We start from the raw sequence: 15,759 nt of genomic DNA on the forward strand, positions 1-15,759 counted from the left end.
GCTACCGCCGCCCGGCGGGCACCAGGCGGACGATGCCGGTGGCGGGGCCGTCCACGTCTCGCGTCTCCCCGTCGATGGCGAGATAGACGAACCCGTCCGGTCCCTGGCGCACGTCGCGGATGCGGCCGATCCCCTGTAGCAGCGTCTCCTCGTGCGTTACTTCGCGTCCTTCCATCCGCAGCCTCGCCAGACGACACCCGCTGAGGCCACCGACAATCATGTCCCCGCGCCACTCGGGGAAGGCTTCGCCGGTGTAGAAGAGCATCCCGGAGACGCCGATCGACGGGACCCAGATGTGGGTCGGCGGCGCCATGTCCTCCTTGAGCGTACCCGAGTGGATGCGCGCGCCGGTCCGGTAGTTCACGCCGTAGCCCACGACGGGCCAGCCGTAGTTGAGGCCGGGCTCGATCAGGTTCAGTTCGTCCCCGCCCTGCGGGCCGTGTTCGTTCTGCCACAGCTCGCCCGTCTCCGGATGGACCGCCATCCCCTGCGCGTTCCGGTGGCCCCACGTCCAGATCTCGGGGTGGATCCCGTCGCGGCCCACGAACGGGTTGTCCTGCGGGATCCGGCCGTCGTCGTGAATGCGGATCGTGCTTCCGTTGTGATTGGAAAGATCCTGCGCCGGGTGCGCCTCCAGGTCGCCGGCCGAGGGCCATTGCCGGTCGCCCAGCGTCATGAACAGGTAGCCATCGTGGTCGAAGGCGAGCCTCCCGCCCCACATCGAACTGCGGTCGGTCCCGTTCCCGAACGCGTCCGCGTGGAACAGTTCCTCGACATCGGTCAGGCGGTCGTCCTCGAACCGGCCCCGGGCGATCGCGATCGTGCCCAGCGAGTCAGGGCCCGGCTTCACGTAGCTGAGGTAGAGCAGCCGGTTCGCGGCGAAGTCCGGGTGGAGGATCGCGTCGCGCAGTCCCGCCTGCTCGAAGCCGCTCATGGAGCGCGCTCCGCGGCCCAGCGCCCGGATCGGAGGCAGACCCTCCACGGAATCGGGCAGGAGGACGCCATCGCGGATGATGCGGAGCCGCCCCGGCCGCTCGGTGACGAGCAGGCCCTCCGGCGTGAAGGTCATGGAGAACGGACGCACCAGATCGTCGGCCACCTCCTCGACCCTGAAATCGTGGAGCGCCGTCTGGACGATGTCGCCGCTGGCGGCCCCTCCCGGCCCCCCCGCGGCACACCCCGCGAATGGCAGGAGCAGCAGCAGGAAAGCGGTCCGGTCGAAGCGGTGCAGGGTGCGGGGGATATGGGTCATCGCAGGCTCGGCCTCGTCCGTGTACACGCGAGTAATGGGGCTCCTATACTAATGGCGTCCCAGCAGAGCCTGACAGGAGGTTGAAATGCGTCGAACCACGAGATCCCCATCGGTCACCCTCACCCGCCTCGCGCTCCTCCTTCCGACTGCCGGACTTCTGGCGGGCTGCGCGTCGGACGGCACCGAAGATGGCGCCGGCGCGGTCGCGTTCCAGGGCGCCCGCGTGATCACGGGCGACGGCTCCGTGATCGAGTCGGCCGTGCTCGTCGTAGAGGACGGGCAGTTCGCGGCGGTCGGGGCGAGCGGCGAGGTCGAGGTTCCCGCCGGCGCCGAGCGGGTCGATCTCTCCGGGAAGACGGTCATGCCCGCGGTCGTGAACGCGCACATCCACCTCGCCTCCGAACGCGACGAGCGGACCGCGCAACTCCAGCACATGGCGTACTACGGGGCGGGGGCCGTCGTGAGCCTCGGCACCGAGAGCGGGAACGTCGGGTTCGAGATGCGCGAGGAACTCGTCCCGGACGCGGCCCGTTCCAAGACGGCCGGCCGCGGGATCACGATGCCGGAGCCCGGTCGCTCCGATGTCCCCTACTGGATCGAGACGGAGGACGAGGCGCGGGCCGCGGTTCGGGAACTGGCCGAGCGGCAGGTCGACATCGTGAAGATCTGGGTCGACGATCGCGGGGGGCAGTACGAGAGGCTCTCCCCGGAACTCTACGGCGCGATCATCGACGAGGCGCACCAGCACGGGCTCATGGTGACGGCGCACGTCTTCTATCTGGAGGACGCCAAGGGACTGCTGCAGGCGGGGATCGATGTCTTCGCCCACGGCGTGCGGGATCTCGACGCGGACGACGAACTCATGGAACTGTGGGCGGAGCGCCCGGAGGTGGTCCTCGTCCCCAACCTCCCCGGGCCGGGGGTGGCGCTCGACCTGAGCTGGCTGGACGGCACCGTGGCCGCCGGGCAGCTGGCGGAGATGCAGGCGGCGTCCGTCGACAATCCCGCCGCGCAGGCGTCGTTCGGCATCCAGGCGCGGAACCTGGCCCGCTTCGCCGAGGCCGGCGTGACGATCGCCTTCGGCACGGACGGCAACGCGGCCTGGGCCCCGCACCAGGAGATGGAGGACATGGTCCGCTCCGGGATGACGCCGGGCGACGTCATCGTGGCGGCGACGAAGACATCCGCCGAGCTGATGAGCTGGGACGACCTCGGCGAGATCGCGGCGGGCAAGAGCGCCGACTTCATCGTGCTGGACGCGAACCCGCTCGACGACATCACGAACACGCGGCGGATCGACGCCATCTACCTGCGGGGGACGATGGTCGACCGGGCCGGGATCAGCGCCCGCATGCGCGGCGCGGGAACCGAGTGACCGCCGGCCCCGTGGCCGCCGCCTCCGACCCCGGGACGCTTCGATGATCGAACTTCAACCCGTGACGCTCGAGGGCCGCAGCGTCCGGCTGGAGCCTCTGGGTCCCGAGCACGCGGACGCGCTCGCCGAGGCGGCGGCGGACGGCGAGTTGTGGAACCTCTTCTTCACCTTCGTCCCCGCCCCGGACGAGGTGACGGACTACATCGAGACCGCGCTCGAGGGTCAGGCCGCCGGCCACATGCTGCCGTGGGCGGTCCGGCTCCTGGAGACGGGCGCCGTGATCGGCTCCACGCGCTACCACGACATCCTGCCGCACGTCGACCGAGTCGAGATCGGCTACACCTGGTACGGCGCGAGCCACCAGCGAACGCACGTCAACACCGCGTGCAAGCTCCTGCTCATGACGCACGCGTTCGAGACGGTGGGGTGCGGAGTGCTGGGACTCCGCACGGACGGCATGAACCTGCGCTCCCAGCGGGCCATCGAGGCGCTCGGCGCGAAGAAGGACGGCGTCCTCCGCAATCACTCGCTACGCCGCGACGGCAGCGTGCGCGACGACGTGATGTACTCCGTCCTCCACCACGAATGGCCCGCCGTCAAGCGGCACCTCGAGACCCGCCTCTGGCGCCACAGCGCCAAGTAGAAATCAGGGAGGCGATTCGGTGGGGACGACTTCGTAGAGAGACATGCCCGTCCGCTCGAGAATGTAGGCGACTCCGTCTCGGAGCAGATTCTTCCTGTTGCGCTCCGGTTCGTCGGCGCGCCATAAGACCGTCACGTCCCCAGCATCGTAGGGAACCAGCACGCCTCGGATCCCCGACGCTGCCGGCTCCAGCCACACGCCGTCGCGGGTCGCCCGCATGGCCCTGAAAGCAAACGCATGCCCCGGAGCGTGACGAAAGGCCTCCAAGGTACGTTCGCGGCTTGCCTCCATTCGATCCAGGAGCCACCGGGGCAGGGCGATTTCCTCGATACCGACAATTCCTGGCGGTGCGTACTCGAGTTGAACCCGCCACAGCGTGAGACTCCGGTCATCGACCAGCACCAACTCCTTCTCCCCGCGGGAAGACAGGAAGTAGAAGCCCATAGCTCGGGCCAGGAGGTCGAACCCCAGCTCGCCTGGAAGCGGAACCTGGCTTGGAATGTCCAGGGTTTCTTCGCCCACGACGGTGAGGAGATGACCCTCGCTCATGCTGGCTGGGATGACGCCGAGGACCGGATCGACCGCGAATCGGCCCGCAAAACCGAGCCCGCGGGCCCACCGCCGATCAGGTCGAACGCCTGCGCCCCTTCCATCATCGGCTCCCCCACCTCGTCCCCTGCAGCGACTCTCGGGGCGGGGAACCTCGTCATCTCTCGCCCGTCACGAGATGGGTGACGGTGCCCATCTCGCCACCGCACACCCCGCGGCGGCGAGCAAGGCACCGAACGCGACAACAAGCCGAGCGCGACAGGAACATGTCATCATTAGACGAAGCTACAATCGACTGCCCAAGTGGCGTAGGTCCCGTCGTCGCCATTGCCGAATGCGACATCGTAGTAACAGAAACACAACTCGCACCCACCGAAGGGCCAAAACGGGAGCCCGGTGAAGTTCATGCAGTCGCTCCCCGAGAGGCTGCCGATGGCCGGATTCCCAGGGCCGCCACTCACGTACGGGGCACAGGCACCCTGAGCCGCCGTCGTGGCAGCCGCCTCGTCATGTGCGAGCGCCACGGGGTGGGAATCGGCATGGGTGTCGTGGCTCCGACCGGGCTCGGGACGAACGAAGCCAGCATCGAAGCGAGGAGCACGGACGCCACGGCGCGGTGGACCGGACGGACCCCAAACGCAGTACGCGAGCCTCGCCGGCGGAATGGGATGCCGGCAGCCCACAATGAGACCCTCGACGGGAGCGTCGCCGTTCGCGAACTGAACTTCGTCCTTCACGACCCGTGCGGCGCGGCCAACCGCTTCCGTGATGAGCGCGGCGTCGTGCGATGAATCCGCAAGCACTTCGATCATACAAGCTACCTCGGACCCGGCAACCTTCCTTTCCCTCTTGTATTAGATGCCGGAAGCGCGTCGAACCTTACACGACTCGACGAGCGGTGGCGCCGGGGGGCATCCGGGTCGACGATGACCCCTTGTCAGGCTGTACGGAATCGGGGGCTCGGGCCCGGCCCCGAACCTAGCGCCGGGCGCCGATGCTACATGCCGAGCGGGATGTCGATCCGGGTGTTCTCCCACGAGAGGCGAAGCGCGCCGTCCATGTGCTCGAAGGTCATCATCTCGACCATCTCCGCGGTCGCCGAGGGCATCGCCGTGAAGCTGCCGACTTCCGTGGCGCGGACCTCGGCGTCGATCGGGATCCCCCAGCGCTCGAAGTTGGAGTTGAGGTGGAACTCCCACTCGCTCTCGCCGGGCGTCGCGTACAGGGAGTAGCCCCCTGCCCCGAGCGCGACCCCGCCGACCGTGGCATCCGCCGACAGGTGCAGTGTCGTGGGCTCGTTGGCCCCGACGCGCCAGGGCTCACCGTAGGGGACGAGTTCGCCCATGATCTCACGCTCGCGGGCCGAGGGCGCTCCGTAGCAGAGGAGGGCCTCGCCACCGCCGGCCGAGAACCGAAGCTCCTGGAGCGGGCTCTGCCGCCCCTCGACGTCGCCCATCACGACACAACTCAGTTCGGCGGACGCCATTTCGGCGGCGGCCATGTCGTCGCCGGCCTCGGCCTCCGCCATCTCCCCCTCACCGGATCCCCCACCGCACCCCGCGACGAAGAAGACTGCCAGGTACCACGCGCTGCTTCGCTTCATCTCTTTTGCCTCCCAGGTTCTTGCCGACGCTATCTTGTCCAGACCACGACCATGCCGCACCGGGAACTCGGAAATTCCGCCGGACCCGACGCGAGTCCCTTGTATATCTCGAGGCCCGCGATCTCGACCGGCCTCACAAAGTCGTCCAGTTTCATTCCCCTCGCCGGCATGCCGTCCACGAAATAGCTCAGCGGACAGTCGCCCGTGACCGGCGACGACAGCCTCGTGTTCACCAGCCGGCAGTCGGTACGCCGGAGGTTGCACTCAAGCCGGATTCCCGACTCGTCGGCGATCATGTGCGAGATCTCCACCGGTCTGCGACGATCGATGTCGTCCGCCGTGTAGAAGATACCCGTGCCGACAAGTTCGCCCCAGTACTTGCGCTCGTAAAAGCCCTTGATCTCCAGGCGGCGCAACCTCAGCGCCGTCGCCACGATCGGTTCCATCTCCACGGGATCGGGGACCAGGCCGATCTCGATCTCCGTGGTCAGGCCGGGCGAGACCTCCAGCACATGGGAAAGCGGCGCGTACCCGAGGTGCCGCACGTTCAGTTCCTGCATGCCGGCCGGAACGCCGCTCATGACGAACCGACCCCGGCGGTTGGTCTCGGCCACCTCCTCGCGGCCTGGGACGGACACCGCCGCCGCGGTCACCGGATCATCCGTCCGGGCGTCCCTCACCTGGCCGATCAACCGCCCGGTCCTGACCGGCCCCGAGCGCAGCGCGAGTTCCACTTCGTGGGCCAACCCGGCGACGACGACGACCACCGCCTCCTCGCTCGACGCGTCCCCGAACTCGGCCCACAGCGTGGCCTGCCTCGTGTCGCGCGGCGCGCAGAGGACGAGGCGGCCGCCGGCTCCGACCTCCTCGCGCACCGGCCGCCTTACGCGCTCGCTGTCGGTCCAACGGACGATCACCGTCGCGTTCGGAACGGGAACCGCCCCGGACTCGTCGAGGACGACCACGCCCAGAACCGCACGGTCGTCGCAGTCGGGCTCCTGCGCCGCCAGATCCCCGGCTCCGGCGCCAACTCCGAAGATCGCAACGATCCTCCGGACAAGGAGTCGTCGCGCCAGGAAGCTGTGATGGGACATGCGGGAACCTCCGTCTCGCCCTTCCAAGACTGGGCGTCACACCAGCGGGGATCAAGCGAGGAGGAGGAAGCCGGCGGCGGCGAGCCCCGCCGCGAAGAGGGCGTAGGGCAGCTGCGTGAGCGCGTGCTCGACCACGCCGCAGCCGGCGCCCCGCGCGGCCAGCACGGTCGAGTCGCCGTAGAAGCAGGCGTGGCTCCCGAACGCGCTCGCCGAGATGAGCGCGCCGATGACGAGCGGCATCTCCGCCCCGACGGAGTCCGCGAGCGGCAGCACGATGGGGATCGCCACCGCGAAGATGCCCCAGAACGAAGCGGTCGCGAAGGCGACGAACGACATCGTGAGGAAGGTTACGGCCGGGAGGAGCCGCGGCGTCATCAGCGGTTCCACCGTCTCGATGAGATAGGCGGTGAGCCCAAGTCCGTCGTTCACCTCCTTGAGGAGGAAGCCGCCGAACACCGTCGCCAGCGGCACGATCATCGTGAGGACCCCGGCCATGGCCGTGTCGAGCGCCGCGCGCACATGGAGGAGTCTCGTCCCCACCACCATGATGAGCGTGATGCCGAGCGCCACGACGACGCCCTTCAGGATGTCGAGGTCGAGCAGCCACGTGGCGGCCACGAGCGTCACGATGGGGAGGACGAAGTGCCACAGGCGGGCGCGCTCGGCCGCGGCCGCGTCGATGTCCCCCTCGAGTGCGGCCTCCTCGAGGCCCGGCGGCACGACCTGGCCCGTCTCCCGGGCTCGGCGTTCGGCCTTCCGCATCGGACCGAGCGCCGGGACGAGGCCGATCCCGACCAGGACCGCCAGGGCGACGGCGATCCACGCGTACAGCATGTACGGGATCGCGTCGGCGTAGAGGGCGAGGCCGCGACCGGGCTGCGCCCATCCGGTGTCCTCGAGCAGGCCGGCGAAGAAGGCGGCCCATGTCGAGATGGGGACGAGGATGCACACCGGCGCGGCGGTCGAGTCCACGACGTAGGCGAGCATCTCACGCGAGACGCGGTGCCGGTCGGTGAAGCGCTTCACGGAGGAACTGACGGCGAGCACGTTGAGGTAGTCGTCGATGAACACGACGAGCCCCAGCAGCCACGTCACGGCGAGCGCTCCGCTCCGACTCCGAATGTGTTCCGAGGCCGCGTCGCCGAAGCGGCCCGCCGCGCCCACGCGGACGAGGAGCGTGATGAGGCTGCCGAACAGCGCGCAGACGAGGATGATCCAGCCCACCGTCTCGTTCTGCATGACGGCGACCATGCCGTCCGTGAACGCCGTGAGCGGATCGCTCGGTGCCAGGATCACGAACCCGGCGATCGCGCCCGCGATGAGCGACTCGACCGGCCGGCGCGTCGCTATGGCGGCGGCCAGCACGACCGCGGTCGGGATCAGGCTTACGGCGCCGAAATGCTCCAGCGGGGACTCCCTTCCCCGGAGGCAAGATCTCGCGCCCCCAGCGGCGGCCTGGCAGCCGGTGCACGAGCGCTGCTAGCCGAGGCGGACCTCGTCGCCGACCCTTACGGTGCCCGCCCCGGCCACCTCGCACTTCACGCCGACGTTCCCCTCGTTGTGGTCGAATGCGGCGCGCAGCACCCGCGGATCCTTCGGCAGATCCCCCTGCGGGAGCGTGACCATGACGCAGCGCAGGCACGGCTTGGTCACCCGCATGCGGGCGTCGCCGATGTGCAGCGCTCGACCCACCCAGCCGTTCTCGACGAACCCCCGCGCGCCGGCGGCCGGCTCGATGATGATGTTGGGACGGAACCGGTCCGGGTGGAAATCGCTCCCGGGCACGAGGCCGCGCAGGTGCTCCAGACTCGCCGTGGTCAGGACGTGCAGGCTCGAGCTGTCGAAGAACTCTCCGGTCGGCAGTTCCCACGACGTGATCTCGTCGCGGTACGTCCGTCCATCCTGCACCAGCCCGTCCATGTCGGGCCAGTGGTACTCGCACGTCGCGCCCTCCGGCGACTCGGTCGCGAACGCCACGTCGCGATCCAGCAGCGTGCTCAGGCGCGCCTCCAGCCGCCGGCGGTCGGCGCTCGACACGGTCTCCCCGTCCTGGAATCCGACGAGAATCGGCCCCCGCCCGTTCCCGCCCTCGAAGCTCGCCGAGAGACCGAACACGGCGCCCCACGTGCGCGGCCGCTTGGCGCTCACCACGCGCCCGGTCTCGCGGTCGACGAGCGCCCCGGCCCGGTCCCCCTCCACGCCTCGGGGCGTTATCCGGACCGCTTCGAGGCGTTCGCCCCCCATCGACTTCACGGGGTAGCGGTGAAGAAGGACGACGCGCCCCACGACTTCCGTTGACGCGGCGCTCACGGACGGCTCACAGGAGCAGCGACGCGAGGTAGGCGACGCCGGTCCCGCCGAGGAGGACGAGTCCCACCCAGGTAAGACCCACCATGCGGCGGCCCGGCCGGTGCTCCGCCGGCATCGCGGACGAGGTCACGGCGCGCAGGTTGAAGTACCCGAGGATGGGCGCGGTGAGGAACGCCACGATCGTCGCGAAGTCCACCATCGTCGTCAGGCTGCCGGAAAAGCCGAGGATGATGAAGAACGCGATGACGGGGAGCGCGATCATGCTGCCCCAGTAGACCCTGCCCACCCGGGTGACGGTCTCCGCCGCGACGCGCCCGCGCAGGTTCGCCAGCGTGCGTTCGATCGCCCGCGGAAAACCGTCCGTCACCGCGAGAAGGCTCGAGAAGATCGTCGCCATCGCCGCCACGAGGACGATGGGACGGGACCACGAGCCCAGCGTCGCGCTGTACATGTCGACCAGTTGCGTCGAGAACACGGCGCCGGCGCCGCTCAGCGTCACATCCGCCTGGTAGAGGACCGTGGCCCCGACCGACACGAAGACGAGGGCGAGGAGACCGGTCCCGACGAACCCGACCAGGAAGTCACGCTTCGCGTCCGCGACCGATGTCCGGGCGCCCGTCGACTTGTCCTTGGCCAGCGTCCACAGGCTGCTCCACACCGCCACGTCGACGGGCGACGGCATCCATCCGATGAGGGCGAGGAGGAACGCGAACGGGACGACGGTGCCCACGATGTCGCCCGGCCAGAGGGCGAGCGTCGACAGGTCCGCGCGCGGCGCCGCCACGATCGCCGCCGCCACGGTCGAGAGGACGAGCATGGCGAGCAGGATCTTGATCGTGATATCGAGCCCGCGGAAGCGCCCCACGACGAGGACCGCCGCGCAGGCGCCCATCAGCACGGCCGCCGTCGCCGCCAGCGGCCACTCCGCGCCGAAGGCGTAGCGCGTGAGGAACGCCATGAACATCGCCAGGGCCGCGAGCGAGATGATCGCGGTGACGAGGGTGATGGCGAGGAAGAGCCACAGCGCCCAGCGCCCGATGTCGCGGTATCCCTCGACCAGACTCCGCCGCGTGGCCGCCGCGTACCGCGCCCCGTACTCGAAGAAGGGATACTTGAGGACGAGCGCGAAGACGATCACGCCGACGAAGGCGAACCCCGCCTCCGCGCCCGCGCGCGTGGACTGCACGAGGTGGGAGACCCCGACCGAGGTCGCGGCCCAGATGAGGCCGGGCCCGAAGCTCTTCCAGAAGCTGGAGCCGGTGCGCGCGGCGGGTTCGCTCATTGGGTCTTCTCCGGCCGGACCGTGGGTGGCGGGGCAAAGGTCGGGCGAACCTGAGGATGAACCTTGATCGCCCCATGGTGCAACGCCGCGCGGATCGTGCAATAGTGAGTCGCCGTCCGTCCGTTCCCCGAACCCGGGAGAAGTGCCCCGTGCTATCCACGCTCGCGCTCGCCGCCGCGATCCAGCTGCCCGCCCAGGCGCAGGAACTCGCCCCCGGAGCGCGCTACGACCCCGACATCCCGACGCTCGAAGAGGTGGCGGGACACGGCTTCCGCGAGGCCGTCACGCCGCCCGATGATGTGATCCGCTACATGGAGGCGCTCGCCGCCGCGGCCCCCGAGCGGACGCGACTCATCCGCTACGCCGAGAGCTGGGAGGGCCGGCCCCTCGTCGTCCTCGTCATCGGTTCGCCGGAACGGATGGGGCGGCTTGAGGAGGTGAAGGCCGGGATCGCCCGGCTCGCCGATCCGCGCGGGCTCTCCGACGCGGAGGCCGAGGCGCTCCTGGCCGAGCTTCCGGTCGTCACCGCGCTCATGCACGGCGTGCACGGGAACGAGATCAGCTCGAGCGGAGCCTCCATGGCCGAGGCCTACCACCTGCTCGCGGACATCGGAGATCCGGACATCGATCTCATCCTGTCGGAGTCCCTCGTTCTGATCGACCCCATGGAGAATCCGGACGGGCGCAACCGCTTCGTGTACCAGAACCAGATCGCCCAGGCCCGGTGGCCGGACGAGGCCGGCGTGTCCGCGGAACACGACGAGCCGTGGCCCGGCGGGCGCGGGAACCACTACCTGTTCGACCTCAACCGGGACCTCTTCATCCAGAGCCAGCCCGAGACGCGCGGGAAGGTGGACATCTTCCTCGAGTTCCGGCCCCACATCGTGGCGGACCTGCACGAGATGGGAGGGGACGCGACGTACTTCTTCCCGCCCACGGCGCCGCCCTCCAACCCCTGGTACGGCGAGCGGCAGATCGCGCTCATGGACGTGTTCGGGGAGGCGATCGGGGCCCGATTCGACGCGCGCGGGTTCGCGTACTTCAACCGGGACGTGTACGACCTCTTCTATCCCGGCTACGTGGACATGTGGCCCATGGGCCACGGCGCCCTGGGGATGACGTACGAGCAGGCCAGCGCCCGGGCGCTGACGCTGCGGCGGTCGGACGGCGACCTGCTCACGTACGGCGACGGCGTCCTGCACCACTTCACGGCGGCGATCGAGACCGCCCTCACCGCCGCCCGCAACCGGGATCGGATCCTGCGCGACTATCTCGCGTTCCGGCGCGAGGGGATCGCCCTCGGGGAGCGGGGGGCGGCCGAGATCGTGCTGCACTCCGCGCACGACCCGGGGATGGCGGAGCGGCTCGCCGGGCTGCTGGCGGAGAACGGGATCGGGGTGTTTCGCGCCTCCGGGCCGGTGACCGTCGGCGACCGGACGCTGGCCGCGGACGCGAGCTTCATCGTGCCGCTCGACCAGCCGACGCACCGTTTTATCCACAACCTCCTCGACGCGCACGTCCCCATGGAGGAGGACTTCGTGCGGCGGCAGATCGAGCGCCGCGCGAACCGGCAGCCGGACGAGATCTACGATCTGACCGCGTGGAGCCAGGCGCTGCTGTGGGACGTCGAGGCGATCGAGACGCCCGCCACCGGCGCCCGCGGCGAGGCCATCGCGACGGGGGAGGGCCCGCTCGAGGCGGGCGGGGCGGCGGCGGACGTGCCCGCGGCGGACGTGCCCGCGCTGCCCGAAGCGCTCGTCGGATACCTGCTGCCGTGGGGCACGAACGGGGCCGCGGCGGTGGTCGAAGCGCTCCGAGAGGGCATCCGTGTCCGGGCGGCCGGCGCGGAGTTCACGCTGGACGACCGCCGCTTCGGCGTCGGCACGGCGATCGTCCGGGCGGGCGAGAACGGCCCGGACCTGCGGCAGCGCCTGGCCGGCATCGCCGCCCGGCACCGCGCCGAGGTGGTGCCCATCGACGACGCGTACGTGCGCGAGGGCATGTCGCTCGGGAGCCGCCGCGTCCGGGCGCTGCGCGAGCCGCGCGTGCTCCTCGTGTACGACGCCCCGGGCCGGAGCCTCTCCGTAGGCTGGGCCCGCTACGTCCTCGAGCGGCGCTACGGCCAGCGCACGACCGCCGTGCGGGCGTCGAGCCTCGGCCGCGCGCGGCTGACCGACTACGACGTGATCGTCTTCCCGAGCGGCAACTACGGCGGCGTCGTGGGCGACGGGCTCCTCGACGGCCTACGGGCCTGGATGCGCGATGGCGGCACCCTGATCACGATGGCCGAGTCCTCGCGCTGGGCCTCGCGGGCTGGCCTCCTCGACACCGAGACGGAGCGCCGGGGCGGGCGGGTCGAGGGCGACGATCCGCCCGAACCCGACACCCCGGAGCAGCCCATCGAATACCTCGACGCGATCTCCCCCGAGGACGAATCGCCGGAAGGCGTGCCGGGCGCGATCCTGCGCACGCTGCTCGACACGGAGCACTGGCTCACCGCCGGCACCGACGGCGAGATCGGCGTCCTCGTCGAGGGCTCCCGCGTCTTCCGTCCGATCACGCTCGACGAGGGCACGAACGTCGGCCGCTACGCCGACCTCGAGAACCTCGTCCTCAGCGGGATCGTGTGGGAGGAGTCGCGGCCGCAACTGGCCAGCAAGGCTTTCCTCCTACATCAGTCCGTGGGACGAGGCCAACTGGTGGCCTTCGCCGAGGACCCGAACTACCGCGCGTATGCCGAGGCGACGCAACTATTGTTCATGAACGCCGTCCTGCTCGGACCGGGGCGATAGACCGGAATCTTCGGCCGGAGCGCCGCCCGCCCGGCGACAGGCGCCGGAAGATCCTTCCGCAGGCTCCGTAAATTGCAAAAGCACGATCGCGAGCATTGCCAAACCACGATTGAACGAGAAAGGAGTCGGATCATGAACCCACGCATCAAGGCGCAAGCCGGCGCGCTCGTCGCCATGATCGTCCTCTTCTACGTCCTGTACCGGTTCGTGTACATACCCGTGGCGGGGGCCACGATGCCCGGCTGGGTCGCGATCGTCGTGACCTGCCTCGTGGCGACGTGCTTCCTGGACTGGGTCAACCGGTCGCTGGGCGACCCCGTCAGGGCGGCCGTGATCATCGCGATCTCGCAGGTGATCTTCACCAACGTCTACGGATGGCTGAGGGGAGACGTGGAGCTGGTGGCGGCGATCATCGGCTCGATCCTGCTCATCGCCGGCTGGGGCGTGGTGGGCTTCGTCTACGGCAAGCTGGCGGGAGACGCCGGGAACTGACGCGCAGCGCCGCCGCCTGACGCGCGACGCCCCGTCCGAACCGGTGTCGAACGGGGCGTCCGCGGTGCCGCGCTGGAAACCTGGCGCGGGTGCCGGGGCGTCGTGTGCTAGGAGCCGGCGTCCTCCGATACCGCCCTCGCGTCGCCGTCGTCGTGGGTGCCGAAGCGCTCGAACCAGCTGCGCAGGAAGAGTTGCGTGCGCAGGAAGTTCGAGGGCGTGCTGCTCGTCCCGTGCCACTCGTTGCGGAAACGGATCATGGCCGTCGGCACGCGCTCCATCTTGAGCGCCTGGTAGTATTCCTCGGTCTGCGGCATCGGCGTCCGCAGGTCCATCTCCCCCGTCATCAGCATGGTGGGGGTGGTGACGTTGCCCACGTACATGAGCGGCGAGCGGCGCAGGTGCTCCGAGGGGTCGTCCCACGGGAAGTTCTCGAAGTTGCGATACCAGCCGGGGCCGTCCGTCGTCCCCACGAACGAGAGCCAGTTCGTGACCGGGCAGTTCGCCGAGGCCGCGCGGAAGCGGTCCGTGTGCCCGACGACCCACGAGGTGAGCACGCCGCCGCCGGAGCAGCCGTACACGAACATGTTATCCTCATCGACGTACCCCCGAGCCACGACCTCATCGACGCCCGCCATCAGGTCGTCGAAGTCCTGCGAGGGATACGCGTTCTTGATCGCGTTCCCGAAGTCGGTGCCGTAGCCGGAGCTGCCGCGCGGGTTCGTGTAGACGACGACGTAGCCGTTCGCCGCGTGCTCCTGCCAGCCGAAGTTGAACCCGGTGTTGTACATCCCGTGCGGCCCGCCGTGAATCGACAGAATCAGCGGGTATGTCTTCGACGGGTCGAAGTCGGGCGGCTTCACGATCCAGCCCTGGATGTCCCAGTCGTCGACCGACTTGTACCAGATCTCCTCCACCTCGCCGAGGGTGACCCCGGCCAGCACGTCGTCGTTCACGTGCGTGAGCTGCATGACGTTGCCGCCGTCGTCCAGATCGAAGGAGACGACATCGCCGGGACCGTGCGGCTCGGTCAGCGTGCCGACCGCGGCACCGCCCCGGGTGAAGGAACTCAGGCTCAGGAGGTGGTTGCCGTTGCTGACCTGCGTCACGCCCCCGTCGACCGAAGCGAAGTGCAGGTTGCGCGTGCCTTCACGGTTCACGTTGAAGTAGACCCCGCTCCCATCCGGCGCCCACATGAGCTGTGGACTCCCCCGCATGCCGCGGTCGAAGTCTCCCGAGATCTGCCGCACCCCCGAGCCGTCGGGGTTCATCACGTAGAGGTGGGAGTTCCGGTACGTGTCGTCGTTCCAGTCCTGCCCCGCGTAGGCGACGAGGCTGCCGTCGGGCGAGGGATAGGCGCCCCCGTCCGGCCCGCGCCGCGTCGTGAGCTGCCGGATCGAACCCGAGGCCACGCTCACGGCGTAGATCTCGGACTCCCGCCAGTTATACTCGGAGTCCTCCTCGCGCAGCGACGAGAAGTAGATCTCGCTCCCGTCCGCGCTCCACTGGGGGTTGCTGTGGTTCCAGGTGCCGTCGCTGAGCTGCCGCGGCGTCCCGCCGTCCGCCGGGACGACGAAGATGTGGGAGTGACCCTGGTCCACGTACCCGCGCCGGTCCTGACGATAGTCCATGCGAGTGACGATCTTGGGACCTTCCGTCCACTGGGCCCCGTCCGGGCGGCTCGGCATGTCGATCGGCCAGCTCTCCTCGTCCTCGACCAGCATCGTGAACGCGATCTGCGTGCCGTCCGGCGACCAGCGGAGACTGCCGGGGGAGTGCTCCAGCCGCGTGATCTGGGTGGTCGCGCCCTCCGCGTCCATCCAGCGCACAAAGATCTGCGAGCCCTCCGGCTCGCCGGCCGCCGTGAAGGCGATGCGCGTCCCGTCCGGGGACCAGATCGCGCCGGAGCCATCGATCAGCTCGCGCTTTCGGGTGCCGTCGGCGTTCATGATGTAGAGCGTGGACTCCCAGCGGTCGTTGATCTGGTCGATCCAGCCGCGCGTGTAGACGACGTGCTGGCCGTCCGGGGAGATCTGGGGGTTCGAGACCCGTTCCCAGTCCATGTACATGTCGAGGGAGAGGGTCTTGAGCCCGTCCCCGTTCTGGGCCGAGAGCGGCGCGACCCCGACGAAGAGGAGAAGAAGCAGGCTCGCGGAAGCGAAGCGGGCGGCGCGATACATGACTACCTCCTGCCGATAGCGGGATTCAGTGCAGACCTTGAACGTACGCCCGAAAACGCACCCGGCGAAACCGTATCCCGCGCGGGGGCGTGCGACGCGGTGCCCGGGGAAGCGGCGGACGCTGGCGTGTCGGTCGGGTGCCGGCGCAGCTTGCATCGAGCTTGAACAGAGGAAATTCCGGAAGAGGTGC

13 protein-coding genes are annotated in these 15,759 nt (G+C 69.4%); 5 read left to right on the forward strand and 8 right to left on the reverse strand.

Translation table 11 applies throughout. The features are described 5' to 3' along the window. Position 1: 1 nt before the first annotated feature. The gene (locus tag ACOQPP_RS12895) at positions 2-1,252 is read right to left on the reverse strand and encodes a PQQ-dependent sugar dehydrogenase (RefSeq protein ID WP_420636707.1); all 1,251 of its coding nucleotides are present in this window, start codon (positions 1,250-1,252) and stop codon (positions 2-4) included. 85 nt (positions 1,253-1,337) lie between these two features. On the opposite strand from ACOQPP_RS12895, the gene ACOQPP_RS12900 reads away from it, so the two are divergent. After that, a complete protein-coding gene (locus tag ACOQPP_RS12900; protein WP_420636708.1) occupies positions 1,338-2,627 on the forward strand; it encodes an amidohydrolase family protein in 1,290 nt (429 codons plus the stop codon). 43 nt (positions 2,628-2,670) lie between these two features. Beyond that, complete coding sequence (locus ACOQPP_RS12905; RefSeq protein ID WP_420636709.1) at positions 2,671-3,270, forward strand: GNAT family N-acetyltransferase; 600 nt, start codon at positions 2,671-2,673, stop codon at positions 3,268-3,270. 3 nt (positions 3,271-3,273) lie between these two features. Here ACOQPP_RS12905 and ACOQPP_RS12910 read toward each other — a convergent pair whose 3' ends face one another. Beyond that, complete coding sequence (locus ACOQPP_RS12910) at positions 3,274-3,819, reverse strand: hypothetical protein (protein WP_420636710.1); 546 nt, start codon at positions 3,817-3,819, stop codon at positions 3,274-3,276. Between the two features lie 668 nt (positions 3,820-4,487). On the opposite strand from ACOQPP_RS12910, the gene ACOQPP_RS12915 reads away from it, so the two are divergent. Continuing rightward, entirely contained in the window at positions 4,488-4,610 is a 123-nt protein-coding gene (locus ACOQPP_RS12915; RefSeq protein WP_419166095.1) for a hypothetical protein, read from the forward strand. A gap of 206 nt (positions 4,611-4,816) precedes the next feature. Here ACOQPP_RS12915 and ACOQPP_RS12920 read toward each other — a convergent pair whose 3' ends face one another. From ACOQPP_RS12920 to ACOQPP_RS12940, 5 genes are all read right to left on the reverse strand, one after another. Continuing rightward, positions 4,817-5,422, reverse strand: coding sequence for a DUF2911 domain-containing protein (locus ACOQPP_RS12920; RefSeq protein ID WP_419166094.1), 606 nt, complete (start codon positions 5,420-5,422; stop codon positions 4,817-4,819). Between the two features lie 29 nt (positions 5,423-5,451). Next, positions 5,452-6,516: a carboxypeptidase regulatory-like domain-containing protein gene (locus tag ACOQPP_RS12925; RefSeq protein WP_420636711.1), complete on the reverse strand. Its 1,065-nt coding sequence runs from the start codon at positions 6,514-6,516 to the stop codon at positions 5,452-5,454. Positions 6,517-6,567: 51 nt separating this feature from the next. Beyond that, entirely contained in the window at positions 6,568-7,881 is a 1,314-nt protein-coding gene (locus ACOQPP_RS12930) for a Na+/H+ antiporter NhaC family protein (RefSeq protein ID WP_419166092.1), read from the reverse strand. A 114-nt stretch (positions 7,882-7,995) separates the two neighbouring features. Beyond that, a complete protein-coding gene (locus ACOQPP_RS12935) occupies positions 7,996-8,826 on the reverse strand; it encodes an MOSC domain-containing protein (RefSeq protein WP_419166091.1) in 831 nt (276 codons plus the stop codon). Positions 8,827-8,833: 7 nt separating this feature from the next. Continuing rightward, the gene (locus ACOQPP_RS12940; protein WP_419166090.1) at positions 8,834-10,108 is read right to left on the reverse strand and encodes an NRAMP family divalent metal transporter; all 1,275 of its coding nucleotides are present in this window, start codon (positions 10,106-10,108) and stop codon (positions 8,834-8,836) included. A 149-nt stretch (positions 10,109-10,257) separates the two neighbouring features. Between ACOQPP_RS12940 and ACOQPP_RS12945 the strand changes: the two genes are divergently transcribed. Both ACOQPP_RS12945 and ACOQPP_RS12950 read left to right on the forward strand, forming a co-directional pair. After that, a complete protein-coding gene (locus tag ACOQPP_RS12945; protein WP_419166089.1) occupies positions 10,258-12,900 on the forward strand; it encodes a M14 family zinc carboxypeptidase in 2,643 nt (880 codons plus the stop codon). Between the two features lie 132 nt (positions 12,901-13,032). Continuing rightward, positions 13,033-13,392, forward strand: a complete 360-nt coding sequence (locus ACOQPP_RS12950; protein WP_420636712.1) for a hypothetical protein — start codon at positions 13,033-13,035, stop codon at positions 13,390-13,392. Between the two features lie 107 nt (positions 13,393-13,499). Here ACOQPP_RS12950 and ACOQPP_RS12955 read toward each other — a convergent pair whose 3' ends face one another. Next, positions 13,500-15,569, reverse strand: a complete 2,070-nt coding sequence (locus ACOQPP_RS12955; RefSeq protein ID WP_419166087.1) for a S9 family peptidase — start codon at positions 15,567-15,569, stop codon at positions 13,500-13,502. Between the last annotated feature and the right edge of the window lie 190 nt (positions 15,570-15,759).

The sequence above is a fragment of the Candidatus Palauibacter sp. genome (genome assembly GCF_965222475.1).
Lineage (GTDB): Bacteria > Gemmatimonadota > Gemmatimonadetes > Palauibacterales > Palauibacteraceae > Palauibacter.